Source organism: Pseudomonas sp. LF020 (assembly GCF_053456425.1).
Genome location: NZ_JBRFIX010000003.1, coordinates 490,450 through 514,793, shown reverse-complemented (window position 1 = coordinate 514,793; position 24,344 = coordinate 490,450). Strand labels below are relative to the sequence as shown.

22 protein-coding genes and 2 pseudogenes are annotated in these 24,344 nt (G+C 58.4%); 12 read left to right on the top strand and 12 right to left on the bottom strand.

Annotated elements, in window-relative coordinates; all coding sequences use genetic code 11:
* Position 1: 1 nt before the first annotated feature.
* A complete protein-coding gene (locus ACU680_RS10090) occupies positions 2-2,329 on the bottom strand; it encodes a TonB-dependent receptor (protein WP_448179353.1) in 2,328 nt (775 codons plus the stop codon).
* A 208-nt stretch (positions 2,330-2,537) separates the two neighbouring features.
* On the opposite strand from ACU680_RS10090, the gene ACU680_RS10085 reads away from it, so the two are divergent.
* A complete protein-coding gene (locus tag ACU680_RS10085) occupies positions 2,538-3,218 on the top strand; it encodes a Fe2+-dependent dioxygenase (RefSeq protein ID WP_448179352.1) in 681 nt (226 codons plus the stop codon).
* A complete protein-coding gene (locus tag ACU680_RS10080; RefSeq protein ID WP_448179351.1) occupies positions 3,215-3,955 on the top strand; it encodes a tetratricopeptide repeat protein in 741 nt (246 codons plus the stop codon). Before ACU680_RS10085 ends, ACU680_RS10080 begins: the two co-directional genes overlap by 4 nt.
* Before the next feature lie 84 nt (positions 3,956-4,039).
* Here the strand turns inward: ACU680_RS10080 and ACU680_RS10075 are convergent, their stop codons facing one another.
* The 5 genes from ACU680_RS10075 to ACU680_RS10055 form a co-directional block, all read right to left on the bottom strand.
* Positions 4,040-5,203, bottom strand: coding sequence for a type III PLP-dependent enzyme (locus tag ACU680_RS10075; RefSeq protein WP_047291221.1), 1,164 nt, complete (start codon positions 5,201-5,203; stop codon positions 4,040-4,042).
* Positions 5,204-5,855: 652 nt separating this feature from the next.
* The gene (locus ACU680_RS10070; protein ID WP_003221591.1) at positions 5,856-7,013 is read right to left on the bottom strand and encodes an osmoprotectant ABC transporter ATP-binding protein OsmV; all 1,158 of its coding nucleotides are present in this window, start codon (positions 7,011-7,013) and stop codon (positions 5,856-5,858) included.
* Entirely contained in the window at positions 7,010-7,663 is a 654-nt protein-coding gene (locus tag ACU680_RS10065) for an ABC transporter permease (protein ID WP_448179350.1), read from the bottom strand. Before ACU680_RS10065 ends, ACU680_RS10070 begins: the two co-directional genes overlap by 4 nt.
* Positions 7,664-7,675: 12 nt before the next feature.
* Positions 7,676-8,569, bottom strand: a complete 894-nt coding sequence (locus ACU680_RS10060; protein ID WP_448179349.1) for a glycine betaine ABC transporter substrate-binding protein — start codon at positions 8,567-8,569, stop codon at positions 7,676-7,678.
* Positions 8,570-8,590: 21 nt separating this feature from the next.
* Entirely contained in the window at positions 8,591-9,280 is a 690-nt protein-coding gene (locus ACU680_RS10055; protein ID WP_177409065.1) for an ABC transporter permease, read from the bottom strand.
* A gap of 712 nt (positions 9,281-9,992) precedes the next feature.
* On the opposite strand from ACU680_RS10055, the gene ACU680_RS10050 reads away from it, so the two are divergent.
* From ACU680_RS10050 to ACU680_RS10035, 4 genes and pseudogenes are all read left to right on the top strand, one after another.
* Positions 9,993-10,652 carry a tyrosine-type recombinase/integrase gene (locus ACU680_RS10050; RefSeq protein ID WP_448179348.1) on the top strand — a complete coding sequence of 220 codons (660 nt, stop codon included), beginning with the start codon at positions 9,993-9,995 and terminating at the stop codon, positions 10,650-10,652.
* Between the two features lie 10 nt (positions 10,653-10,662).
* Positions 10,663-10,896 (top strand): site-specific integrase, encoded by a 234-nt coding sequence (locus ACU680_RS10045; RefSeq protein ID WP_448179347.1) that lies wholly within the window; start codon positions 10,663-10,665, stop codon positions 10,894-10,896.
* 1 nt (position 10,897) lies between these two features.
* Positions 10,898-11,137, top strand: a pseudogene (locus ACU680_RS10040) (antirestriction protein ArdA).
* 48 nt (positions 11,138-11,185) lie between these two features.
* The gene (locus ACU680_RS10035) at positions 11,186-11,464 is read left to right on the top strand and encodes a hypothetical protein (RefSeq protein WP_448179346.1); all 279 of its coding nucleotides are present in this window, start codon (positions 11,186-11,188) and stop codon (positions 11,462-11,464) included.
* Positions 11,465-11,513: 49 nt separating this feature from the next.
* On the opposite strand, the gene ACU680_RS10030 is transcribed toward ACU680_RS10035, so the two are convergent.
* Positions 11,514-12,710: a hypothetical protein gene (locus ACU680_RS10030; protein WP_448179345.1), complete on the bottom strand. Its 1,197-nt coding sequence runs from the start codon at positions 12,708-12,710 to the stop codon at positions 11,514-11,516.
* 574 nt (positions 12,711-13,284) lie between these two features.
* On the opposite strand from ACU680_RS10030, the gene ACU680_RS10025 reads away from it, so the two are divergent.
* The 3 genes and pseudogenes from ACU680_RS10025 to ACU680_RS10015 all read left to right on the top strand — a co-directional run.
* Positions 13,285-13,629 carry a hypothetical protein gene (locus ACU680_RS10025; RefSeq protein ID WP_448179344.1) on the top strand — a complete coding sequence of 115 codons (345 nt, stop codon included), beginning with the start codon at positions 13,285-13,287 and terminating at the stop codon, positions 13,627-13,629.
* Positions 13,626-13,760 (top strand): hypothetical protein, encoded by a 135-nt coding sequence (locus ACU680_RS10020; protein ID WP_448179343.1) that lies wholly within the window; start codon positions 13,626-13,628, stop codon positions 13,758-13,760. Before ACU680_RS10025 ends, ACU680_RS10020 begins: the two co-directional genes overlap by 4 nt.
* Positions 13,761-13,778: 18 nt before the next feature.
* Positions 13,779-15,215, top strand: a pseudogene (locus tag ACU680_RS10015) (relaxase/mobilization nuclease domain-containing protein); the annotation flags it as partial.
* 31 nt (positions 15,216-15,246) lie between these two features.
* Here the strand turns inward: ACU680_RS10015 and ACU680_RS10010 are convergent.
* Both ACU680_RS10010 and ACU680_RS10005 read right to left on the bottom strand, forming a co-directional pair.
* A complete protein-coding gene (locus ACU680_RS10010) occupies positions 15,247-16,119 on the bottom strand; it encodes a bacteriophage abortive infection AbiH family protein (RefSeq protein ID WP_448179342.1) in 873 nt (290 codons plus the stop codon).
* Between the two features lie 69 nt (positions 16,120-16,188).
* Positions 16,189-16,827, bottom strand: a complete 639-nt coding sequence (locus ACU680_RS10005; RefSeq protein ID WP_448179341.1) for a hypothetical protein — start codon at positions 16,825-16,827, stop codon at positions 16,189-16,191.
* A 312-nt stretch (positions 16,828-17,139) separates the two neighbouring features.
* On the opposite strand from ACU680_RS10005, the gene ACU680_RS10000 reads away from it, so the two are divergent.
* From ACU680_RS10000 to ACU680_RS09990, 3 genes are all read left to right on the top strand, one after another.
* Positions 17,140-18,729, top strand: coding sequence for a peptide chain release factor 3 (locus ACU680_RS10000; RefSeq protein WP_448179340.1), 1,590 nt, complete (start codon positions 17,140-17,142; stop codon positions 18,727-18,729).
* 876 nt (positions 18,730-19,605) lie between these two features.
* Complete coding sequence (locus tag ACU680_RS09995; RefSeq protein WP_448179339.1) at positions 19,606-20,835, top strand: MFS transporter; 1,230 nt, start codon at positions 19,606-19,608, stop codon at positions 20,833-20,835.
* Positions 20,836-20,992: 157 nt separating this feature from the next.
* Positions 20,993-21,247, top strand: a complete 255-nt coding sequence (locus ACU680_RS09990) for a hypothetical protein (RefSeq protein ID WP_045122146.1) — start codon at positions 20,993-20,995, stop codon at positions 21,245-21,247.
* Between the two features lie 210 nt (positions 21,248-21,457).
* Here the strand turns inward: ACU680_RS09990 and ACU680_RS09985 are convergent, their stop codons facing one another.
* The 3 genes from ACU680_RS09985 to ACU680_RS09975 are packed head-to-tail and all read right to left on the bottom strand — an operon-like array spanning position 21,458 to position 24,343.
* The gene (locus tag ACU680_RS09985) at positions 21,458-22,438 is read right to left on the bottom strand and encodes a peptide ABC transporter ATP-binding protein (protein ID WP_007966705.1); all 981 of its coding nucleotides are present in this window, start codon (positions 22,436-22,438) and stop codon (positions 21,458-21,460) included.
* Complete coding sequence (locus ACU680_RS09980) at positions 22,438-23,406, bottom strand: ABC transporter ATP-binding protein (protein ID WP_007966704.1); 969 nt, start codon at positions 23,404-23,406, stop codon at positions 22,438-22,440. The genes ACU680_RS09985 and ACU680_RS09980 overlap by 1 nt, the downstream gene beginning before the upstream one ends.
* Positions 23,407-23,416: 10 nt before the next feature.
* Positions 23,417-24,343: an ABC transporter permease subunit gene (locus ACU680_RS09975; RefSeq protein ID WP_003221608.1), complete on the bottom strand. Its 927-nt coding sequence runs from the start codon at positions 24,341-24,343 to the stop codon at positions 23,417-23,419.
* Position 24,344: the final 1 nt, after the last annotated feature.

The window sequence follows — 24,344 nt, the reverse complement described above, 5'->3', positions numbered from 1 at the left end:
CTTAGAAGTGGAAGTTGGTGCTCAATAGCGCCGTACGGCCCGCCGCCTGGTTGGCGAAGTGGGTCGAGAAGGCCTTGTCGTAGTAGGTTTCGTTGGTCAGGTTCTGCACGTTGAGTTGCAGGTCGACGTTCTTGCTCAGCTTGTAGGCGGCCATCGCGTCGTAACGTACGTAGGAATCGACCATGGTGGTGTTGGCCACGCTGCCGTACACGTCATCCACGTAGAACGCACCGCCACCAATGGTCAGCTTCGGCGTGACCTGGTAAGTGGTCCACAGGCTGGCGCTGTTTTTCGGGGTGTTAGGCAGTTCGTTGCCGTTGTTGGCCTTGTTGGCCGGCAGGTCACCACCGTCCACTTGCTCGCTGTCCATGTAGGCGTAGCCGGCGAACACTTGCCACTTGTCAGTGATCTTGCCGCTGGCCGACAGCTCGATACCCTGCACGCGGGTCTTGCCGGCGTTCTCGTAGGAGGTGGTGTCGACTTGTACGCGAGCGTTTTCTTTCTCGGTGCGGAACACGTCAGCGGTCAGCGACAGGCGATCGTTCAACAGATCCCACTTGGTGCCGATTTCGTAGTTCTTGGTGGTTTCCGGCTCCATGTCGCTGCTCAGCAGGTTGCCATTGCGATCCGGGGTGCCACCCAGCGGGTTGCCGTCCATGCCTTCACCCAGGGTGCTGCCCGGTGGGGTGGCGGAGGTGGCGTACGAAGCATAGATGCTGCCGTTTGGCGCAGGTTTGTAGACCACGCCGAACTGGCCAGTGACGAATTCGCTGGTGTCCTTGCCCTTGGCAGTGGTGGCGCCGGCGGCGGTGTAGGTCTTGTAGTCGGTGTCGAAGTGGTCGTAACGCAGGCCCATGTTCACCAGCCATTGCTCGGACAGTTCCAGCGTATCGAACGCATACAGCGCGTAGGTGTCGGCTTTGGTGTCGGTGCCGGCGTAGTTGCGCGAGATCGCGCCGTTCCACGGATCGTTCGGATTCGGGTTCGACAGCGAGGTGCAGTTGTAACCGCTCGACGCGCCGATCATCGACGGGGTGCAGTTGGTGCTGGAGTTGCCCGGAGTCCGCGGTGTGGTGTCGGTGTTGACGTTGTACGAGGACTTCTGGCTTTCCTCACGGGTGTATTCGACACCTGTGGAGAAGCTGTTCTTGAAGCCGGCGACGTAGAAATTGCCGAACAGGTCGGTCTGGTTGGTGGTGGTCTCGGTGTTGCTCACCCGAGTGTTGGCACGACGCCAGACGCTGCCGTTGTTGACGTTGCCCTTGCTGTCGTCCGGCTGGGTCAGGATGTAGTCCTGCATGCTGGTGCCGTGACGCAGGGTGTTCTTGATGGTCAGCGAATCGCTCAGGTCGTGCTCGATGGCGAAGGTCGCGGTGTCGGTGCGGCCCTTGCGGAAGTCGCGACCGTCCAGCCCGTAGAAGTTGCTGTGATCGCCACCGGCGTACGGTTTGTCCGGGTTGGATTTGGTGCGTGCCGCCGAACCGCCGGCCGGAATGGTGTACGGGATGCCCGAGTCCGGGGTGTCGTTGCTTTCCAGATGGTAGTAATCGAGGTTGACGCGGGTGTCGGTGCCCAGGCCAAACGCCAGCGACGGGGCGATACCCCAGCGGTCGTAATCGACGCTGTCGCGACCGGCGACGTTGCTTTCGTGGCTCATCAGGTTCAGACGGCCGGCAGCGGTGTCGCTGAACTGGTAGTTGCCGTCCAGGGTGTAGCGCTGGGTCTGGTCGGATCCCCAGGTGAAACCACCATCGAACGAGTTGCCCAGGTGCGCTTTCTTGCTCACCAGGTTGATGCTGCCGCCAGCCGCGCCGCGACCGCCGATGGCCGAGTTCGGGCCTTTGCTGACTTCAATGTTTTCCACGGCGAAGATTTCGCGGCTTTGCGAACCGGTGTCGCGCACGCCGTCGAGGTAGGTGTCGCCCTGGGCGTCAAAACCACGAATGAACGGGCGATCGCCCTGCGGGTTGCCGCCTTCACCGGCACCGAAGGTAATGCCGGGCACGGTGCGCAGCGCGTCCTGCATGTTCAGGGCGCCGGTGTCCTTCAGCACTTGTTGCGGGATCACGGTGACCGAGCGTGGCGTGTCGACCAGTGGCGCGGTGTACTTGGGCGAGGAGGCTTTTTCGACCTGGTAGGACGTCGAGTCCTGCGCTTCGCCAGTGATGGCGGTAGCGTCCAGTGCGATAGCATTGCCGGAGGCTTTGCTGTCGGTCTTCTCGGCGGCGAATACCATGTGGCCGGCGGAACCGGCGGTGATGGCGACACCAATGGCCGAAGCGAGCAGGCGTGGTGTACTGACCGGCAATTGTGCGTGTTGACGTGACATTTTTATTTCCCCTCCCCAAGGATTTGAGGCGGCGGAATATAGGGTAAACAGGTATTCGTATCAATTGCGAAACATTGTTATTCGCGACGAATTTACATTCTTTACAATTTAACCTTACGGTTTTTACCGATTCATTCGTCATGCGGGTTTTACACAGCCAATAAGAATCAATACCATTGGCGCCCCTTTGCCATCAGGTACGTTTGCCATGCTGCTGCACATTCCCGGCTTGTTCGCGAAAGAAGAAGTGCAGCGCATCCGCCAGGCGCTGGAGCAGGCGGATTGGGCCGATGGCAAGATCACCGCCGGCTATCAGTCGGCCAAGGCCAAACACAATCTGCAATTGCCTGAAGGTCATCCACTGGCCAAGGAAATCGGCGCAGCGATGCTCGAACGGCTGTGGAAAAATCCGCTGTTCATGTCCGCCGCGCTGCCGCACAAAGTATTCCCGCCGTTACTCAACTGCTACACGGCGGGCGGCAGTTTCGATTTTCACATCGACAACGCGGTGCGCCAGCCCAAGGGCAGCATCGAGCGGGTGCGCACCGATCTGTCGGCCACACTGTTTTTCAGCGAACCCGAGGATTACGACGGCGGCGAGCTGGAGATCCAGGACACTTTCGGCACGCAACGGGTGAAACTGCCCGCCGGTGACATGGTTTTGTACCCCGGCACCAGCCTGCACAAGGTCAATGCCGTCACCCGCGGTGCACGCTATGCGTCGTTCTTCTGGACACAAAGCCTGGTGCGCGAAGACAGCCAGCGCGCCTTGTTGTTCGAGATGGACGGCGCAATTCAGCAACTCACTCAAGACATGCCCGATCACCCGTCACTGATCCGCCTCACCGGCACCTATCACAATCTGCTGCGGCGCTGGGTCGAGATATGAGTTTTCAACTGCGGCGCGAAGAAGTGCTCGACGGCGCCCAGCTCAGTGCCATGCTCGAAGAAAGCCCGGCCCGTGCCGCGCAGGCGATTCTGCTGGCGGCGGGGCAGGGCATTGTTGAAGCGCAGGCGCTGCTCGGACAGATTCTGCTCGATGGTCGTGGCATCGCTCAGGATCAACCGCTGGCGCTGCGCTGGTTCGGCATCGCTGCCGGGCAGGGTCATCTGATGGCGCGCAACATGCTCGGTCGCTGCCATGAGCAGGGTTGGGGCTGTGTGGCGGATGCTGCGGTTGCCGCGCGGCATTATCGGATCGCTGCGCAAAACGGGTTGGACTGGGCGATGTACAACTTGGCCAATCTGCTCGCCACCGGGCGCGGGATACCTGAGGATCAACTTCAGGCACTGGACCTGTATCGACGCGCCGCCGAAGCCGGCCATGCCAAATCAATGAACCTGTTGGGACGTTATCTGGAAGAAGGGCGGGTGTGCCCGAGGGATCTGACGGCGGCGCATGACTGGTATCGGCGTTCGGCCGAGGGTGGGGATTTTCGGGGGCAGTTCAGTTATGCGGCGGTGTTGGCGGATGAGGGCAGGGTCGATGAGGCGGTTGTGTGGTTGGAGAAAGCGTTGGCGGGTGGTAATCAGAACTTCCTGCGGGTAGCAAGTCAGATGCTGGCCGCCGCAGCCGAACCCAGGTTTCGAGCCTTGGCAACGGAATACGCTCGCCGTTGCGCATGAGCCCTGCGGCAGCTCCTACAGGGATCAACAGATACAAAAAAGCCCATGACACGTCATGGGCTTTTTGCGTTTCGGCGGCGGTGCTTACACGTAGAACGATTTCAGCGGCGGGAAGCCATTGAACTCGACTGCGCTGTAACTGGTGGTGTACGCACCGGTCGACAACCAGTACAGGCGATCACCGATGGCCAGGTTCAGCGGCAGACCGTACTTGTAGTTCTCATACATGATGTCGGCGCTGTCGCAGGTCGGGCCGGCGATGACGACTTCTTCCATCTCGCCTTTCTTCTCGGTCCAGATCGGGAACTTGATCGCCTCGTCCATGGTTTCGATCAGGCCGGAGAACTTGCCCACATCGGTATACACCCAACGCTCAACGGCGGTACGGGATTTACGCGCGACCAGCACCACTTCACTGACCAGAATGCCGGCGTTGGCAATCAGCGAACGGCCCGGCTCGAGAATGATTTCCGGCAGGTCATCACCGAAGTCTTCTTTGAGGAAGCGGATGATTTCTTCAGCGTAGGTTTCCAGGCTGTTGGTACGGGTGATGTAGTTGGCCGGGAAGCCGCCGCCCATGTTGATCAGTTTCAGGTGAATGCCGTCTTCTTCTTTCAGGCGCTCGAAGATCACTTTGACCTTGGCGATCGCCGCGTCCCAGACGCTGATGTCGCGCTGCTGCGAACCGACGTGGAAGGAGATGCCGTACGGCACCAGACCGAGGTCACGGGCGAGGATCAGCAGGTCCATGGCCATGTCGGTCTGGCAGCCGAACTTGCGCGACAGCGGCCAGTCGGCGGTGGTCGAGCCTTCGGTGAGGATGCGCACATAGACTTTCGAACCCGGTGCAGCCTTGGCGATGTTGCGCAGGTCGGCTTCGGAGTCGGTGGCGTACAGACGCACGCCCTTCTCGAAGAAGTAGCGGATGTCCTTGGACTTCTTGATGGTGTTGCCGTAGCTGATCTGATCCGGGCTGACGCCACGGCTCAGCACTTTGTCCAGCTCATAGATGGAGGCGATGTCGAAGCTCGAACCTTTCTCTTTGAGCAGGTCGATGATCTCGACGGCCGGGTTGGCCTTGACCGCGTAGTAGACCTTGGCGAATTCGAAACCGGCGCGCAGGTCATCGTAGGCCTGGGCGATCATCGCGGTGTCGATCACCACGAACGGGGTTTCCTGTTTGTCGGCGAACGCCTTCATTTTCTGAAAGGTTTCGCGCGCGAAATAGTCTTCGACCTGGATCGACATGCTGGAGTGCTCCTATGGGCAAACGGGTAAAAACATGGGTGTAAATGAACGTCCTCCGTATCCCCACTTTGGTTCGCCTACTTCCCAAGGCATGTCGCCGAAAGCAAAAAGGTCACGGGCGTAACTGCCCTTGGCCTTGCTGTCTCGTCGTCAGTACTTGAGCCGGATGGATCGTTTCCAGCATGGACGTTCGGCGCGAACTTTAGGGCGTGAGGGGCCTGAGATCAACTAAAAATGTCGCGTTTCTGCACGCTTCTGACGTACGTCGCGGATATCACTCTTTATAGCCGACCGAGATGACGGACAGATGTTCCCTGCGATTTTTGAAGTGTTAAAAATACCTGCACGTTCGCAGCTTTTGTCGGCGAAGTCGTGGCTAAGTGTGATCGGCGCAACATCGGCGACGTTGGCGGCGAGAGGTGGATGTGAGGAGGATTTTGATAAATGTGGCAGGTGGTCCAGCAGTGCCAGAGCCCACCTCGGTGTTGATATTCTTTTCCAGTCTTTGAAAACACAAAAAACCTGTGGCGAGGGAGCTTGCTCCCGCTGGACTGCGCAGCAGTCCCCGCTTTTTTTTAAAAGCAGGGCCGCTTTGCAACCCAGCGGGAGCGAGCTCCCTCGCCACAGGTTCGGTGTACGAACTTTTTATCGATCAGGCGACCACGGCCTCAGCCGGCGAGACGATATTGGTCTTCATCCCGCGCGAACGCCCCGAGCTCAAGTAAGCCGCAATCGACTCCTGCGTCACCTCACCGAGGAACACCCGCTCGGCATCCATCACCGGCAGCCACGAACGATTGAACTCGTACATGCGCGACAACAGGATGCGCAGGTGCTCGTCGTACGCCGCCGTGGCGTTGAACTCACGCAGGTACTGCGCGCAGGTGCCGGTCTGGCGGTGCAGGTCGCGACGACGCACATAGCCCAGCGCCTTGTTCTCGGCACAGGTGACCACCACGTAGCGGCGGTCGTGCTCGTCCATCAATTCCAGCGCATCGGCCACCGGGGTTTCCGGGCTGACCGACGGCGCGTTGTCGGCGGCGTCTTCGGCTTTCACCAGCAGCAGGCGTTTGAGGGTGCTGTCCTGGCCAACGAAGTTGCTGACGAAATCGTCTGCCGGGTGCGCGAGCAGGGTGTCCGGGTGATCGATCTGCAGCAGTTTGCCAGCGCGGAAGATCGCGATCTTGTCGCCGAGTTTGATCGCCTCGTCGATGTCGTGGCTGACCATGATCACGGTCTTGTTCAGCGCTCGCTGCATCTCGAAGAACTCGTTCTGGATCATCTCGCGGTTGATCGGGTCGACCGCACCGAACGGCTCGTCCATCAGCAACAGCGGCGCATCCGCCGCCAGCGCGCGGATCACACCGATGCGCTGTTGCTGGCCGCCGGACAGTTCACGCGGATAGCGATGCAGATACTGCTTGGGCTCGAGCTTGATCATGCTCATCAGTTCGCGAGCGCGGTCGTGGCATTTCTGTTTGTCCCAGCCGAGCAGTTTCGGCACCACGACGATGTTCTCTTCGATGGTCATGTTCGGGAACAGGCCGATCTGCTGGATCACGTAGCCGATGTTGCGACGCAGGGTCACTTCGTCGAGGTCGGTGGTGTCTTCACCGTTGATCAGGATCTTGCCCGAGGTCGGCTTGATCAGGCGGTTGATCATTTTCAGCGTGGTGCTTTTGCCGCAACCCGATGGCCCGAGGAACACACAGATTTCGCCTTCATTGACGGTCAGGCTCACCGAGTCCACGGCTTTGACATCTTTGCCGTTGCTCTGGAAGGTCTTGCTGAGGTTTTGAAGTTCGATCATTTGAGGAGTCCTTTTGGAGTCAGCGTACGTTGCAGCCACTGCAGGAGAAGGTCGGCGAAGATCGCCAGAAGACTGACCAGCAGCGCGCCGACGATCAGCATCGACATGTCGCTGCGGCTGATGGAGGCGAGGATCAGCACGCCGAGGCCACCGGCGCCGATGGTGGCGGCGATGGTCATCACACCGATGTTCATCACCACGGCGGTGCGCACCCCGGCGAGGATCACCGGCACTGCAATCGGCAGCTCGACCATGCGCAGGCGCTGGACGAAGGTCATGCCGATACCGCGTGCGGCTTCACGAATACCCGGTTCGACGCCGGTCAGGGCGAGGTAGGTGTTGCGCATGATCGGCAGCAGCGAATAAAGGAACACCGCGGTGATCGCCGGCATCGGCCCAAGGCCCTGGCCGAACTTGGAGTAGAACGGCAGCAGCAGACCGAACAGCGCAATCGACGGCACGGTCAGCAGCACTGTAGCGCTGGCCTGCAAGGGACCGGCGAGGCTCGGGAAGCGCGTCATCAGAATGCCCAGCGGCACGCCGATAAGAATCGCCAGGGTCACGGCGATGCCGACCAGGGTGATGTGCTGCCAGGTCAGGTGCATCACCTGCTGCCAGTCGAGGTGGGAAAAGGCGTTGAGAAATTCCATGACTTTTCCTCCTTAGTTGAGTGGATGCTGGCGCAGGAAATCCGCGGCCACTTTCGATGGGCTTTCGTGATCGACGTCGACCCGCGCGTTGAGCTGGCGCATGGTTTCGTCGTCGAACAGTTGCGCCAGCGGCTTGAGCTGCTCGGCCAGTTGCGGGTGCGCATCCAGATAGGCCTGACGCACCACCGGCGCGGCGGTGTAGTCGGGGAAGTAGTGCTTGTCGTCTTCCAGCAGTTTCAAGCCGAAGGCGTTGAGGCGGCCGTCGGTGGTGTAGACCAGACCGGCGAACACCTGGCCGTTGCGCAGCGCGGTGTAGACCAGCCCCGCGTCCATCTGCCGGATGTTCTTGCGGGTCAGGTTCATGTCGTAGAGCTTGACCATGCCGTCCAGACCGTCGGAGCGGTTGGCGAACTCGGTGTCCAGTGCCACCAAGTGGTTGGTCTTGGCTTCAGCGCGCAGGACCTCGTTCAACTGGCTGATGTTGTTGATCTGCGGATAGGCCTCGGCGACTTTTTTCGGCAAGGCGAGGGCGTAGGTGTTGCTGAATTTCGACGGGGTCAGCCAGATCAGGCCTTTTTTCGCGTCGAGTTCTTTGACCCGGGCGTAGGACTGTTCGCTGTCGAGTTTTTCGGTGACATGGTTGTAGGCCACCAGCGACACGCCGGTGTATTCCCAGAGCATGTCCAGTTGTCCGCTTTCGTGGGCGCTGCGGGCGAGGTTGCTGCCCAGACCGCCGGTGATCTGCGCGTCGTAGCCTTTGCTGCGCAGGTATTGCGCGGTGATTTCCGCGAGCAGGGTCTGCTCGGTGAACACCCGGGCGCCGAGGCGGATCACCGGCTTCTCGGCGGCTTGCGCGATTCCTGCGAACAGCAGCACGCAACCCAAGATCAAGCTAAGTCGTTTCATAAGTATTCCTTCGCAAAAGCCTTAAGACGGGCGCAAACCGCGTTCCAGCCAGAGACGGCTGGCGAGGGTGACCACGCCATCGAGCAGCAGGGCCAGCAGCGCGGTACACGCGGCGCCGAGCAGCAGTTGCGGCTGATTGTTCAGGGCGATGCCAGGGAAGATCAGGCTGCCGAGGCTGTTGGCGCCGATCAGGAAGGCCAGCGGCGCGGTGCCGACGTTGATCGCCAGTGCCACGCGCACGCCACCGATGATGATCGGCACGGCATTGGGCAACTCGACTTTCCACAACACCTGGCGCGGGGTCATGCCGATGCCGACGGCGGCTTCTTTCAGCGAACCCTGGACGTTTTTCAGACCTTCGTAGGTGTTGCGCACAATCGGCAACAGGGACGCGAGGAACAGAGCGAAGATCGCCGGACCACTGCCGATGCCGAGAATCCCCAGGGCAATCGCCAGTACGGCCAGCGGTGGCACGGTGTTGCCGATATTGAAGATCTGCATGAAGCGTTCAGCGCGGCCGACCATGGTCGGGCGACTGAGGAAGATACCGGCGGGGATGCCCACGACCAGGGCGGCCAGCATTGAAGCGAGGACGAGAATCAGATGAGCTTGCAGGTAAAACAACAAATCGTCGCGGTAGTGTTCGATCGTGTTGATGCCGATCCAGTGGATCAGCAGGGCCAGGAGCGCGATAACCACCGCACCTCCCATCAGCCCTTTGCCATAGCGGATAGCCACAGGCGGACTCCTTTTTTTGTAGTCGGCGAGCGCAGTCCCGTGTGGCATGCCATTCCTGGCCGCCGGGAGCGTCGTTCGCGAAAAGTAGCCGTTTTTCAGGGCCGGCAAAGCGGTCTGAAAGCGAGCCATGAGCGCAGCCTCGTCAGGCTAACTTGCTGATTTTTCAGCCCCTGACGAAATGTCGTAACAGGGGATGGACGTCTCCGTGCTTTAAAAGGTTCCCACATCGGATGCCATCTGGCCACCTGTAGGAGCTGCCGCAGGCTGCGATCTTTTGATTTTGTTGTGAAGAGCAAGGTCCAAAGATCGCAGCCTTCGGCAGCTCCTGCAGGGTTTTGCGCGCCCGAGGGACGGTGGTCTGGCGATCACTTTTTAAGCTATACTCGCCGCCCTTTTTTGAATCACCGCCAGGCGATTTCCCATGACCAACCAGGCCGCCGAAGTCGCGAAACGCCGCACTTTCGCCATTATTTCCCACCCCAATATTACCCATTAAGTCAGGCTGCGACAGGCCCTGCCATATACTCAAATAATCTACTGATTTTATTGAGTAATCTCCGTCCCCCCGCGACAATCAAAGACATCCGAAGACAAGCTGAGCCACTCAGGTTATGTACACAGCCGCGTACATAAATTAGAGCTTCGGAGGCTTTGAAAAATTGTGTACGCAGATCTGGAGGGCCCTATGGCAGTTTCGGATACCTGGCTCAAAGCCAATAGCGGAAAACCGCGTGCGATCCGGGAGGAAAAGGCTGACCGCGACGGTTTGAGTGTGCGCATAACACCGAAGGGAAAAATTACCTTCCAGCTACGCTTCCGCTATGACGCGCGTCCCTGCCGTCTTGACCTTGGTACTTATCCTCTGATGTCACTCAAAGACGCACGCGTCGAATCGCAGCGTCTGCGTGCGCAGCTGGAGCAGGGACATGACCCCAGGGTGGTACGGCAGCTGGAAAAGCAGACCATCCTGCAGGCTGACTCAATTGAGTCCCTGTTCCGCCAGTGGTACGTGGCCTACTGCAAAGGCAACAAGAAGGGCCATCACGAAATCCTGCGCTTCTTCGAGATCCATGTGTTCCCCAAGATTGGCCACCTCCCGGCAGGCAAAGTTTCCCTGCACGAATGGCTGGCTCTCCTTGAAGGGCAAGCGAAGGTGAGGCCCTGCATCGCCGATCGCATCCTGGTCAATGCCAAGCAAATGCTCAAATGGGGGGTGAAACGCCAGCTCATTCCCCACCCATCCGCTCTCCGACATCAACGCGAAGGAAGACCTGCAGATCAAAAAAGTTACAGGCTCGCGCTCCCTGTCCGAGGAAGAAATCAGGCTCGTGTGGAAAGCCATTGAGCAATCGCGCATGGCGACCAAAAACAAGATTTTCCTGAAGCTCTGCCTGATTTATGGCTGTCGCTACAGCGAGAAGGCCCATTTTGATTTCAGGGCAATGATCTGGACTGTGCCCCCTGCCAATCACAAGATGGGTAAGAGTTCCGGCAAGCCATTGCTTCGCCCCATTACCCCGGAGACTGAAAATCACGACCGCCCACGACATCGCCTGTTTCATCGAGGAGTTCCCGGAGTTCGGCGGTGAATTGCTCGGACGCGTCTCCAGTGTCGAGGAAGCCCGTAAGACAGCCGAGGAGGATTATTGCGGCAGTTATGAATCGCTCGCCGACTATGCGCAGGAGCTCACCGAGGAAACCACGCAGATCCCGGAGTAACTGGCCTATTACATCAACTACGAAGCCATGGCCCGTGACATGGAGTTAAACGGGGACGTGTTCACCCTTGAGACCGGTTACCGCGAAGTCCATGTGTTCTGGAACCGTTGATCCGTCAGGAAAGGGACTTCCCATGGACACCACCCGCGAATCTTCCTCTTGCAGGGCCTTGCTATCGAGGTCCTGTTCACCCCGAGCTACTCGGAAAGCTACCACCGCATTTACGGCTACGCGCTCGCCCATCTGCAGATCAGCGCGGAGGGCCGCGCGCCGCTCCCCATCAGCGAAACCGGCTACCGCTCCCGCTTTGAACGCGCCGACAACATCGACGCCGCAGGCGGAGCCGCCGCTTATGCGCGCGCATGGCTCGATCACGCGGCCCGGTCCCCTGCATGGATCGAGGCCCAGGAGCAGGCACGGCAGTTGTCGCTGTTCTGAAAAAACGCGGCCCTACCGGGCCGACGTTCTTAGAAGTTAACGATGTCGCTTAACGCTGCCGTTTATAGCCGTCATGGGCTCTTGTGAAGAGCTTTATTGAAAACCATAGATTAAAAAATGTCGTCGACGCAATTCTCCTAATCCAAGAGCGCGACCTCATGTTACTTTCACCAATAAATGAAATTGAGGAGGTCGCTGCTTTGCCCCCGGAAATAAAGCAGAGCAGGCAAAATAAGAAGTATTTTAAATGCGTATACTCTTTATAGCGCGTGACTTTATCCACAGCAGTATTTAACTTGCCATATAGGGCTTTTAGCCTGTCAGCGTGACCGGACTCCGGCACAAGCACCTTTTCCCCAAGCTCCTGGGTACTAATCAGAAGGTCGATTGGGGTTTCTTGGCAGTTCGCTACACCCTTGTTATTTGAGCAAAAATACGAATTCAAACGTTCAATATTTGCACTGCTAAGGAGATCCTCCATCCACGAGTCACCATACCTTCTAAACTCTGGCTCAGAGCGCTCTATCTCGGATGGCAGTGAAGAGGAAATAATTTTTGCTGTATCGCATATGAGTTTTTCATTGGCAAAGATCGATGGATCTGTGTGACACAAGGTGTTCAGCGCCGAGTAACGAGCCCTGTAGAACTCAAGGTATTTGCCAATGATGGCATTTGTCTCAGCTTTATGTTCTTCGTGTGACTTTGCCTGCGAATCCACAACAAGGTACATGCAACCGACTATCGTTAACAGACACCACAGATGATCGTAGGCATGTTTGAATTTTTGACTTTTAAAGATATTGGCCACCATCATGATGGTGGCCCAGCCCCACATAAATGCAATAATGTAGTTAGCGCCGTTGCTCCAGAAGCCTCCGATGTATCCTGTGCCAAAGTGAAATTCATCTGGAACAAAAAAGTCGAGTGGTGCTGATCCCCCCAGCAATGACAGTACACCGGGAAAAAGCACAGCTGCGAGCATAGCTATTCCCGATGATCTTCCAAGTATGAAACCACCCCTTACAAGAACAAATGCGAGAGGGGCAAGCGATAGATAAATTGCTCCCGCGATAATTTTCACCCCGGTGATGGGGTCATAGTTCAGTAGGGGCAACGGAAAGCGTGGGTCGTATATATTATTGAGCCACCCGAAATGGCCAATTCCCTCAAGGTTCTGAGATATGCCATAGGCCGCTATGTATGCAAACCAAAAGTACGGTTTTAGAAACATGAAGATTAATTGCACTTTGTGCCACCGGCAGAGCCAAAATGTTAGTCATGGCATTATAAATGCTCCCCCACCCGGCGCACACGTAACTTTACCAACCTGAAATCAAGAAGCTTTCAGCTATAGGTATGCATAAACGAATCGCTCAACTATCAGAACGTATCGCTCTCGTCACTGGACTCATGGGCCAGATGCGAACGAAGTGAGCGCAAGGTGTGCGTGGTAGTACCACGCCCACCTTGCGTGGGGACTTCCAGTCCCCGCGATCCCCCTGGGAATCCCTAGGCTCCCAAAGTTCCTGTCGAACTTTGTCACCAAGGGATTGAGGCGCAACGTGTCGTCGTTGCATCGCGACCAGAGGAGACTTCGGCTCTCCTCTGAACTCCATCGAGCAAAGGGCACTTCGTAGCCCCTTGCGACCCTCGATTAAGGACTTTCGTGTCCTTAAAACCACGACCGGGAATTCGGCCCGGCCCCGACCAAAAGGAGATGTCAGCTCTCCCTTTGGAATCCCATCGACCCGCTGCGCGAGGCTGACCGCGCGAGGAACGTAAGAGGAAACAAGAGCTCCCCGAGAGCATAAGTTGATGGCATGACCAGACGAACGAAAAAACGCACCGCACCAATCTCCTACCGCCCGCCCGAGCGGCTGCGTGAGGAGTTCCAATTGCGCGTGACGAACTCTGGTCAGTCGATCAACGCCTTCATCACCGAAGCCGTGTTCGGGAAGGCTATGCCACGTGCCCGGCCCATCTCACCACTGGAAACTAAGCTCGCCGCCATGCTGCTCTCGCAAGCTTCCCGGATCAACGACCGGCTGGCGCAGACCTGCGGGGAAAACAGCGATGGTCACCTGGAGCAGCTGCTGCAGGAGTGCCGCGATGAGTTCTCGGAAATCCGCAGCTATCTCATGCTCGTGCTGGGGAGGGATCCATGATCCCTTTTGCCTCCCAGCGCGGCAGTGGCCAGGATCTCGCCACGCACCTGCTGAATGCCTACGACGAGCTGGCCGAGGTCGCGGATTTGCGTGGTGCTGTAGCCCACGATCTGCACGGTGCATTCAAGTAATGGCAGGTACAGGCGGAAACCCTGACACGCTGCGAGAAATACCTATATAGCCTCTCGATCAACCCCGACCCTGCACAGGGGTCACTCACCCGCGACCAGTACATGGACTACGTCCGCCGCGCCGAAGAAACGCTGGGGCTCGGCGATCAGCCACGGGCCATCGTGTTCCACATCAAAGATGGTCGTGAGCATTGCCATGTGGTTTGGTCGCGGATCGACGCCGACCATGAGAAAGCCGTCCACCTGGCCTTCGACCGCGACAAGCTGATGCGGGTGACTAGAGGCTTTGCCCGCGATCACGGGCTCACACTGCCTCCAGGCTATGAGAAATCCCGCAATATCGGACAGCTCTCGCTCTATGAGCGAGCTCAGTTGCAGCGCACAGGTCTTTCTCTGGACGACCACAAGCGGCAAGTCACCGAGGCATGGCAGCAGAGCGACAATGCACGCTCGTTCGTCCACGCATTAAGCGAGCGAGGTTACATACTCGCAACGGGCAATCGACCCTATGTCGTGATCGACCTCTACGGCAATCTGAATGCGCTGGCACGGCTGATTGACGATAAGTCCGTCCGAACCAAAGACGTCCGGGCTTTTCTGGAGAAGGAGTTCCCTCCCGAAGCGCTACCATCGGTGGAAGAGGCGCAGAAGCTGGTCGCCGATCACCGCCGGCAGGTTGAGCAATCCGTACGGGAGGAGGATTACGCCGCCAAGCTTGCCGAGCTCAAACATGCCCAGCAGGAGCGACGGCGTGTGCTGGAGCGGCAGCGCGAAACCCTGAAATACCGGCAACATACCTTGCGCCTTGTGCAGCAAAAAAAGCATCTGGCGGAGCGGACCAGTCTTCGCCACGACCATCTCGTTCACATGAGAGCGGTTCGACAGAAGCGATATCAGCAGTGGCCCACCGGCCTGGCCGAGTTTTTGGGACGGGTCAGTGGCGTGAACTTTCTGCGCCACAAGCTGGAGCGCTATCAGGATGCCAAGCGCCTGCGTATACATCTTGATGACCGTGCCCAGCTCAAGGCACGTCAGTCCCTGGAGGCTCGCGTGCTGGCATTGCGGCTCAAGCTTCAGAGCGCCGCTATTGATCGCCAGTACAGGTCGCTTGAAAAAGTAGATGAGCGGGAGATCGCGTCTCTCATGCGCGATCAGCAATGTGCACAGCGCGTCCGGGTGCGTGGACAAGACGGGGTGATGCCGTTAACCAATCTCTCTCCGGAGCGTCGGCATACCCCCGTCAGGGGAACGGGTTCCGATGTCATGACCGCTTTCGAGAATGCACGTCATCCGTCGCGTTGCTCACCCCCCGATGTGATGGCGGCATTTGAGCGGGCTGCCGCTGCATATCGCAATGAGAGCCAGGGGCAGAGCGGAGGGGGCGGGCTGGAGAATGGCAAACCGATCACGCCACCGAATCCTCGCAAGAACAATGAGCCGGATCGGGAACGTTAGAGCATCGAATCTAGCCGACCTGGCAGCGATTCTAGGCGATTGGCAACCTTCCATAGATCGCGATGGAAATGCTTCCACTATTCACGCCGCACTTGATTAGCTGCTTTGGGTAACGGTCGCATTCTTCAAATTTGTAGCAATAGACGTTCCATTTCGCATACTTGACGATTTTTACGATTTCTTCAAAATAAGGCAGGTCGATTTCGTTTAGTGAATGGCCAATAACGTTGATGGTCGAAATGCCCTCCAGGGATCTGAAGAAGTCTCTGTGTTTGTTGATCACTTCGCTGACAGGTTTCTGAAGCGCATAGAAAGGATACCTGGCTGCGCCTTCCGCGTCGGAAAACATTGTGCGGTTGCTGTCCCCGTTTTCATCCTGTTCAGGTTCTTCCTCCATCGTTTCGCCATGGCCGAATATCAAGTCATCGTATGCATCCGATCTGCCATGGATGTGCAATATGTTTGCCGGGTCTACTCCATATACTACCTGGATGGTGGAGGTGTAGTTGAACGTGAGGAAAGAGTCACCCTCGGAAAAGAAAGTTTTCTTCTGTACCTGCGAAATATCAATACTTTCTATCCAGTCGTGGAATTTTTCTTTGATAACCTCGACAAGGGAGTCGGCTTGCTCAGTGATGTCGTCTTCAAGGCCATACACCTCACTACGTCTGAAGTTTTCAGCGGTGAGGTCAGTATTGTCATGGGCATCGTAGAAGAGTTGCCAATCGAACTTTCCTAGCGCATTTTCGAAATCTGACCACGGGCCGCTTGAGCCTGGATCGATGAGATAAAATGATTCCATCTCGTGGAGCACTTCTTTGGCAAAGTCATAGAAAGAGTCGTAGCTGGTTGGCAGCCCATGCCAAAGATCGAACCCGTTACCGATGATATTCAGCGTACTCATTAGCCACCTGCATCACCCAAAGGTGCATAGCGATTGAATTAGCTCCATGAAGCTCTCATGTGCAACCTGTCACGGCTTTTCTTGCAGAGACGCAGCGCCGGCAAATTTTTTCCAGTTCTCGTTCTCGACCAGCGTGGACTTGTAAATTTTCAGGCCGCTACAGCCTTTAATACTTTTTAGGGTCACTTTGACATGGTCGACAACAGATTTTGTCAGCCATGAGCTCAAGGTGATCCGTTTTATGCTGCTCAGCGGAACAGGGATGCGCATGACAGGTGGCCCTTTTTTTAAGGAGCCATAGAAGAGCCTGAACTCGCTCTCGGCGGCAAACGCATGGCGTTTTAGAAACGGTAAGTCATCACGCGATGGGGCACATAAGCGGAGTGAATCAATCGTTTTGTACTTCACTTCCTCTGCGCGTAAACCGGGTATAGCGCGCACTGCTGTGAGCAGTTTGTCTCTGTCGAACTCGATGCAGACGCCACTTCCGCCGTGAGAAAACACTCTCCAGTGGTGATAGGTTTCGGAGGCGTCAGCAAGGCAGAGCGCATAAGTGCTCTGGTAACCATTTGAGAGAGCAAACTGCTCAATGTAGTAGGAGTCGTTCCTGTCATCCCAGGTCGCAGGGTTGAGCAGAACGAGCTCTTTCGTTTGAAGGTAGTCAATCAGGTAGGGGAGCTCGGTGTATCTGCGAAGCGATTGTTCCATGATCCAGAGACGTCCTTTCAATATCAAATAACCATCACCGCTATGCCTTTCCTACAGTCTTCCCCTGTGACCTGCAAGCCCTGAGCGACGCCTTGTCAGCGATTGATTCGACGCCAGGCCCAATGCCGGATGATAAGCCCAGGCGGGTAGGCGAGATTTCCAGTTGCATACGTCGACTGGTGGCGCATCCCGTGGGCGGCCGGGGCTCCTTTTTGTTACACTGCGCGATTTCCTGCGCTGGCCTCACGCAAACGGCCGAGGGCGCTCTTTCAGCTGTGTACATAACAGCGTACACAATCGAGATCCAGAACGATGTCCGACAGCAAAATTGTCAATGAAGTCAACGCCAGGCGCACGTTTGCCATTATTTCCCACCCCGATGCCGGTAAAACCACGATCACCGAAAAGCTCCTGTTGATGGGCAAGGCGATTGCGGTGGCCGGTACGGTGAAATCCCGTAAATCCGATCGCCATGCGACATCCGACTGGATGGAGATGGAGAAGCAGCGGGGTATTTCCATTACCACGTCGGTCATGCAGTTCCCGTATCGCGAACACATGATCAACCTGCTCGACACCCCGGGCCACGAAGACTTCTCCGAAGACACCTACCGCACCCTGACCGCGGTCGACTCGGCATTGATGGTCCTCGACGGCGGTAAAGGCGTTGAGCCACGGACCATCGCCCTGATGGACGTCTGCCGTCTGCGTGACACGCCGATCGTCAGCTTCATCAACAAACTCGACCGTGACATCCGCGACCCGATCGAACTGCTCGACGAAATCGAAGCCGTTCTGAAGATCAAGGCGGCGCCGATCACCTGGCCGATCGGTTGCTACCGCGACTTCAAGGGCGTGTACCACCTGGCCGACGACTACATCATTGTCTACACCGCCGGTCACGGTCACGAACGCACCGAAACCAAGATCATCGAGAAACTCGACTCCGACGAGGCGCGCGCGCACCTGGGCGACGAGTACGATCGCTTCCTCGAGCAACTGGAGTTGGTGCAGGGCGCCTGCCATGAGTTCAACCAGCAGGAATTCCTCGACGGTCAACTGACCCCGGTGTTCTTCGGTACCGCACTGGGCAACTTCGGTGTCGATCACGTGCTTGATGCTGTGGTTGATTGGGCTCCGCGTCCGCTGGCCCGTGTCGCCAACGAACGTACCGTCGAGCCGGTTGAAGAGAAGTTTTCGGGCTTCATCTTCAAGATCCAGGCGAACATGGACCCGAAACACCGCGACCGCATCGCTTTCATGCGTATCTGCTCCGGCAAGTACGAGAAAGGCATGAAGATGCGCCACGTGCGTACCGGCAAGGACGTGCGCATCGGCGACGCCCTGACGTTCTTCTCCTCCGAGCGTGAACAGCTGGAAGAGGCGTACGCCGGCGACATCATCGGTCTGCACAACCACGGCACGATCCAGATCGGCGACACCTTCAGCGAAGGCGAAGTCCTCGGTTTCACCGGTATTCCGCACTTCGCCCCGGAGCTGTTCCGTCGTGTGCGTCTGCGTGATCCGCTGAAGTCCAAGCAATTGCGTCAGGGTCTGCAGCAGTTGGCTGAAGAGGGCGCGACTCAGGTGTTCTTCCCGGAGCGCAGCAACGACATCATTCTTGGCGCCGTGGGTGTGCTGCAGTTCGATGTGGTCGCCAGCCGTTTGAAGGAGGAATACAAGGTCGAGTGCTCGTATGAGCCGATCACTGTGTATTCCGCGCGCTGGATTGAATGCAGCGACAAGAAGAAGCTTGAGGAGTTTTCCAACAAGGCTGTGGAGAACCTGGCATTGGATGGCGGTGGGCACCTGACCTACCTCGCGCCGACGCGGGTTAACCTGGCGTTGATGGAAGAGCGGTGGCCGGATGTGAAATTCCGGGCGACGCGTGAGCATCATTAAGCGCTGAGCTGGTTTGTTCGAAAGCCCCTGAGGTGTAGGCCTTGGGGGGTTTTTTTGCTTTGGTCTTGGCGGCCTTTGGGCCGACCAGGTTCTTGGTTTTTGTGTGTACATATCCGTTTTTTCGGTAACGGCTACTTAGGGTTTCGCCCTTACGGCGAGTCACCTTTTCCAAACGCCGAAAAGGTAACCCAAAAGGCTTGCTCCTGCGTTCGGCCCACTCGCTGGGGCTCGGGGTCCCTTCGCTGCGGGATTGATCCGGGCGCAGCGCCTACGGTTTGCTTCGCTGCACCTCCTCTCGCTGTGTTTGGCTTCGCCAAACGGTCGCTGCGCTCCCACCCCCGGATCAATCCCTCCACTCAGCCTTCCGACGTCGCCCGTGGATCAAGATCAAAAGCTTTCGGCGAGCTGATACTCGGCCATGAGTGGGGCGGCTTCGCCGCGTGCGGTGCACACAGTTCAAAATTGTGGGCGCCAGCCTGCTGGCGATGGCGGCCTGACAGCCGACCAATCTCCAACTGACCACCCCCAATCCCACTGTAGGAGTGAGCCTGCTGGCGATGGCGGCCTGACAGCCGACCAATCTCCAACTGACCGCCCCCAATCCCACTGTAGGAGTGAGCCTGCTCGCGATGGCTGCCTGACAGCCGACCAATCTCCAACTGACCGCTCCCAATCCCACTGTAGGAGCCAGCCTGCTGGCGAGGCTGCAATCTTTGGACTTAAAAAGCGAAGTCACAGATCGCAGCCTACGGCAGCTCCTACAGGGGTTGTAGGTCGACTCTTTATTTTGAGATATCGAGGTTCTTGAGCGCGACAACCGGTGTGCCGGGCGTTAGTGTTTCGGGTCCACGCCAGTCGCTTTGAGAGGTCAATGGAATGACGCGCAACCTCGTCCATCTGCTGCGCCCCAACGGCTATTTCAGCCTGATGGCCTGGGTACTGGCGGCGTTGCTGTTCATCAATCGTCTGAGCAGCATGGTCAAGTTGTTCATGGCGCTGTATCTGCGTCAGGAGCTGGGGCTGGCGATCGAGACGGTGGGCTGGCTGTTGTCGGCTTACGGTGCCGGGTTGTTGGTCGGTTCGATGCTGGGTGGTTTGCTCAGTGACCATGTGCGGACGGCGCGGCTGACGGCGGCGTTGTTCTTTGTTTCTGTGTTTGTGTTGATCCTGTTGGGGCTGGTGACGCAGGTGCCGCTGCTGGCCGGTTTGCTGTTGCTCAGCGGCACCCTCGACGGGGCGATTCGAACGCTGCATCAGCGGCTGATCATGGAGTATTGCGAGCCTGCGCAGCGCTCGCGCGCGCAAGCCTTGAGCCGGGTTGCAAGAAACCTCGGCATGGCGGCTGCCGGTGTTGCCGGCGGGGTGTTGGCGCAGACGGATTTCCGTTGGGTGTTTTTTGTCAGCGCTGCGATGACGTTGCTCGCGTTGCTGTGGTTTGTGCGCACCACCTGGCGCCGTGCAGTGCTCGAGCCCGATGAGGTGACCGAGGCTGGCACTGGCACACCGTTGCGCGACACGGCGTTCCTCTGGCTGCTTGGTGCGGCGGTGTTACTGGGGATGGCGTTCGATACGGTCTACAGCACGCTGGGCAACTATCTGCGTGACTACTACCACTTGAGCACCGAAGCCATCGGCTGGCAGTTCGGCCTTAACGCGATGCTGGTGGTGGCGCTGCAGATACCACTGACGCATTGGGGCGAGCGCTGGGGCTTGCGTCGGCAATTGCTGGCGGGCTGTGTGTTGCTGGCGGTCGGGTTGGGAATGTTACCGTTTGGCTCCGGGCTGTTTTACGTGTGTCTGTCGACGGTGATCTGGACGTTGGGTGAAGCTTTTTTCATGCCGCCGATGAATGTGCTGGTCATGCGGCATGCGCAGGGCGGCAACAGCGGCCAGTATTTCGGCCTGTTTTTCATGAGCTGGAGCGCCAGTGCATTGCTGTCGCCGGTGCTGAGTGGTCAGCTGTATGGGCACTTCGGAGGGCATAGCGTATGGCTTGCAAGCGCGACGCTGGCGTTGTTGACCTTGCCCCTGATCTATCTCGCGACGCGCTCATCGACCCAGGCCAATGCGCCGAGCGCCAGCAAAGAAGCCAGCTCGCTTAGCTGATTCGGTTATAGGGATTATTCACAAGTGATCTTCCCTGCCGGGGCATTTCCGCGGGCTCGTTAGCGTCCTATCTGGTGAACCCGGCTGATCGGAACTAGATTTCATTCAGCGCCGGATCGGCACCCCAGGCTTCAACCACGAAAGGATGGAAATGGCTATGAGCATTTTTCAACGCGTTGTGCTGTTGCTTAAGGTTTTGGTGATGTTGACGCTTGGCACCACGGCGGCGTGGGCGAGTTCTGCCACGCCACCACAGGGTTTTAATGCCGCCCACGGACAATCCGGTGTGGTCATGCTGGCCAAGTCGGAATCCGAACCGGGCGATCAGGATCAGGGCGGCAGCAAGGATGATGACGACTCGACCACCGACGAGCCGGACACCGACGATGACGACGGCGACAGCCAGTCGTAAAGCGCAGGCAAAAGAAAACCCCTTCTTCCCCGATTGATGCGCAATCGGGGGAGAAGGGGTTTGGGTTAACACGTTACCTCCGGATAAACACGATCCCTGCAGGCGCTGCGGCACGCTGCGATCTTTTGATCCTGATGCTGAAAATCAACAGATCGCAGCCTCGTTCCACTCGACAGCTCCTACAGGTTTTGTGTCGGTCTCCGGTTTTGCTTACGCGGCGCCGTCGAGGAACTGCTCGGCGTAGTGGCAAGCCACCTGCCGGTTGTCGAGCTGGCGCAGGGCCGGCTCTTCGCTGCTGCAACGCTCGGTCGCATACGGGCAACGCTTGTGGAACGCGCAGCCCGGTGGCGGGTTCAGCGGGTTGGGCAGCTCGCCGACGATCTTGATTTTCGGCTTGTCCGGATCCGGGTGGATCGTTGGCGTTGCCGACAACAAGGCCTGGGTGTACGGGTGCAGGGGACGGGTGTAGATGTCCTCTTTAGGGCCCATTTCCACTGGCCGGCCGAGGTACATCACCAGCACCGAATCAGCAACGTGACGCACCACCGCCAGGTTGTGCGAAATGAACACGTAGGCGGTGTTGAATTCCTGCTGCAGGTCCATGAACAGGTTCAGCACCTGTGCCTGAATCGACACGTCCAGCGCCGAGGTCGGTTCGTCCGCCACCAGCACTTTCGGTTGCAGCATCATCGCCCGGGCGAGGGCAATACGCTGACGCTGACCGCCGGAGAACATGTGCGGATAACGCTGGTAGTGCTCGGGACGCAAGCCGACCTGCTTCATCATCGCCTGGACTTTCTCGCGACGCTCGGCGGCACTCAGGTTGGTGTTGATCAGCAGCGGTTCGGCCAGTTGATCACCGATTTTCTGCCGTGGGTTCAACGACGCATACGGGCTCTGGAACACCATCTGCACGTCTTTGCGCAGTTGCTTGCGCTGGGCCTTGTCGGCGCCGGCGACTTCTTGCCCGGCGATTTTCAGCGAGCCGGACGACGGCTCTTCAATCAGCGTCAGGGCGCGGGCGAGGGTGGATTTGCCGCAACCCGATTCGCCTACCACGGCGAGGGTCTTGCCGGCTTCCAGCTCGAACGACACGCCGTTGAGGGCGCGCACGGTCGCGTGGCCCTTGAACAGGCCACGGGAGACTTCGTAGTGACGGGTCAGGTCGCGGGCGGTAAGTACGACGGCCATTACGCCACCTCCTGGTTCAGCGGGAAGAAGCAGCGCGCGAGGCTGTTGCTTTTCGGATCAAGGGCCGGACGCTGCGCGCGGCAGGTGTCCTGCACGTATGGGCAGCGCGGCGACAGCAGGCAACCCTGCGGACGGTCGTAGCGGCCCGGAACGATGCCCGGCAGGGTCGACAGGCGCGCGGCGCCCAGGCTGTGCTCGGGAATCGCCTTGAGCAGCGCTTCGCTGTACGGATGCGCCGGGATGTCGAACAGTTGCGGCACCTGACCGACTTCCACCGCCTGGCCGGCGTACATCACGCACACGCGCTGGGCGGTTTCGGCCACGACGGCGAGGTCGTGGGTGATCAGCACCAGGCCCATGTTCTGTTCTTTCTGCAACGCCAGCAGCAGATCCATGATCTGTGCCTGAATCGTTACGTCGAGTGCCGTGGTCGGCTCGTCGGCGATCAGCAGTTTCGGCTCGCCGGCAATCGCCATGGCGATCGCGACACGCTGGCTCATGCCACCGGACAGTTGGTGCGGGTAAGCGTCCATACGGCTGGCGGCGCCAGGGATTTCCACTTTTTCCAGCAGTTCGATGGCGCGTTTGCGCGCTTGCTTGCCGGACATTTTCAGGTGCAGGCGCAGCACTTCTTCGATCTGGAAGCCGACGGTGTAGCTCGGGTTGAGCGCGGTCATCGGGTCCTGGAACACCATCGCCAGGTCTTTGCCGACGATCTGCCGACGCTGGCGGTTGCTCAGTTTGAGCATGTTCTTGCCGTCGAAGCTCAGGGCGTCGGCAGTGACGATCCCCGGGTGCTCGATCAGGCCCATCAGCGCCATCATGGTAACGGACTTGCCCGAGCCGGACTCGCCGACGATCGCCAGGACTTCGCCCTTGTCGACCTTCAGGTCGAGGCCATCGACCACCGGCACGGCGTTCTTGTCGCCGAAGCGAACGTTGAGATTCTTGATTTCTAGCAGTGACATGGGAATCTCCTCAGGCGGCGTTCTTGAGTTTCGGGTCCAGCGCATCGCGCAGGCCGTCGCCCATCAAGTTGATTGCCAGCACGCTGAGCAAAATGGTCAAACCAGGCAGACTGACGACCCACCAGGCGCGTTCGATGTAGTCGCGGGCCGAGGCCAGCATGGTGCCCCACTCAGGGGTTGGCGGTTGTACGCCAAGGCCGAGAAAGCCCAGTGCCGCAGCATCGAGAATCGCCGAGGAGAAGCTCAAGGTCGCTTGAACGATCAGCGGTGCCATGCAGTTGGGCAGCACGGTGATGAACATCAGGCGTGGCAGACCGGCACCGGCCAGGCGCGCGGCGGTCACGTAGTCGCGGTTCAGTTCGCCCATCACCGCTGCACGGGTCAGACGCACGTAGGACGGCAAGGACACCACAGCAATGGCGATCACGGTGTTGATCAGGCCAGGGCCGAGGATGGCGACGATCGCCACAGCCAGCAGCAGGGACGGCAGGGCCAGCATGATGTCCATCAGACGCATGATGGTCGGGCCGATCATTTTCGGGAAGAAACCGGCGAACAGACCCAGCAGGATCCCCGGGATCAACGACATCACAACGGACGACAGACCGATCAGCAGCGACAGGCGCGAACCCTGGATCAGCCGTGACAGCAGGTCACGGCCCAGTTCATCGGTGCCGAGCAGGAACTGCATCTGCCCGCCTTCGAGCCACGCCGGTGGCGTCAGCAGGAAGTCCCGATATTGCTCGCTCGGGTTATGCGGGGCGACCCACGGCGCGAAGATCGCGCAGAAAATCACCAGCAGCATGAACAGCAGACCGGCAACCGCGCCCTTGTTCTTGGAGAAGGCTTGCCAGAATTCTTTGTACGGTGACGGGTACAGCAGGCTTTGATCCGCGCTTGGAGCGGAAGTGGCTACTGAGGATGTTGGAGTGCTCATG

Bases quoted from the DNA above. Each gene is read 5' to 3' on its own strand.
- ACU680_RS10090 (WP_448179353.1), bottom strand. From the start codon at position 2,329: ATGTCACGTCAACACGCACAATTGCCGGTCAGTACACCACGCCTGCTC.
- ACU680_RS10085 (WP_448179352.1), top strand. From the start codon at position 2,538: ATGCTGCTGCACATTCCCGGCTTGTTCGCGAAAGAAGAAGTGCAGCGC.
- ACU680_RS10080 (WP_448179351.1), top strand. From the start codon at position 3,215: ATGAGTTTTCAACTGCGGCGCGAAGAAGTGCTCGACGGCGCCCAGCTC.
- ACU680_RS10075 (WP_047291221.1), bottom strand. From the start codon at position 5,203: ATGTCGATCCAGGTCGAAGACTATTTCGCGCGCGAAACCTTTCAGAAA.
- ACU680_RS10070 (WP_003221591.1), bottom strand. From the start codon at position 7,013: ATGATCGAACTTCAAAACCTCAGCAAGACCTTCCAGAGCAACGGCAAA.
- ACU680_RS10065 (WP_448179350.1), bottom strand. From the start codon at position 7,663: ATGGAATTTCTCAACGCCTTTTCCCACCTCGACTGGCAGCAGGTGATG.
- ACU680_RS10060 (WP_448179349.1), bottom strand. From the start codon at position 8,569: ATGAAACGACTTAGCTTGATCTTGGGTTGCGTGCTGCTGTTCGCAGGA.
- ACU680_RS10055 (WP_177409065.1), bottom strand. From the start codon at position 9,280: ATGGGAGGTGCGGTGGTTATCGCGCTCCTGGCCCTGCTGATCCACTGG.
- ACU680_RS10050 (WP_448179348.1), top strand. From the start codon at position 9,993: ATGGCAGTTTCGGATACCTGGCTCAAAGCCAATAGCGGAAAACCGCGT.
- ACU680_RS10045 (WP_448179347.1), top strand. From the start codon at position 10,663: ATGGCGACCAAAAACAAGATTTTCCTGAAGCTCTGCCTGATTTATGGC.
- ACU680_RS10025 (WP_448179344.1), top strand. From the start codon at position 13,285: ATGACCAGACGAACGAAAAAACGCACCGCACCAATCTCCTACCGCCCG.
- ACU680_RS10020 (WP_448179343.1), top strand. From the start codon at position 13,626: ATGATCCCTTTTGCCTCCCAGCGCGGCAGTGGCCAGGATCTCGCCACG.
- ACU680_RS10010 (WP_448179342.1), bottom strand. From the start codon at position 16,119: ATGAGTACGCTGAATATCATCGGTAACGGGTTCGATCTTTGGCATGGG.
- ACU680_RS10005 (WP_448179341.1), bottom strand. From the start codon at position 16,827: ATGGAACAATCGCTTCGCAGATACACCGAGCTCCCCTACCTGATTGAC.
- ACU680_RS10000 (WP_448179340.1), top strand. From the start codon at position 17,140: ATGTCCGACAGCAAAATTGTCAATGAAGTCAACGCCAGGCGCACGTTT.
- ACU680_RS09995 (WP_448179339.1), top strand. From the start codon at position 19,606: ATGACGCGCAACCTCGTCCATCTGCTGCGCCCCAACGGCTATTTCAGC.
- ACU680_RS09990 (WP_045122146.1), top strand. From the start codon at position 20,993: ATGAGCATTTTTCAACGCGTTGTGCTGTTGCTTAAGGTTTTGGTGATG.
- ACU680_RS09985 (WP_007966705.1), bottom strand. From the start codon at position 22,438: ATGGCCGTCGTACTTACCGCCCGCGACCTGACCCGTCACTACGAAGTC.
- ACU680_RS09980 (WP_007966704.1), bottom strand. From the start codon at position 23,406: ATGTCACTGCTAGAAATCAAGAATCTCAACGTTCGCTTCGGCGACAAG.
- ACU680_RS09975 (WP_003221608.1), bottom strand. From the start codon at position 24,343: ATGAGCACTCCAACATCCTCAGTAGCCACTTCCGCTCCAAGCGCGGAT.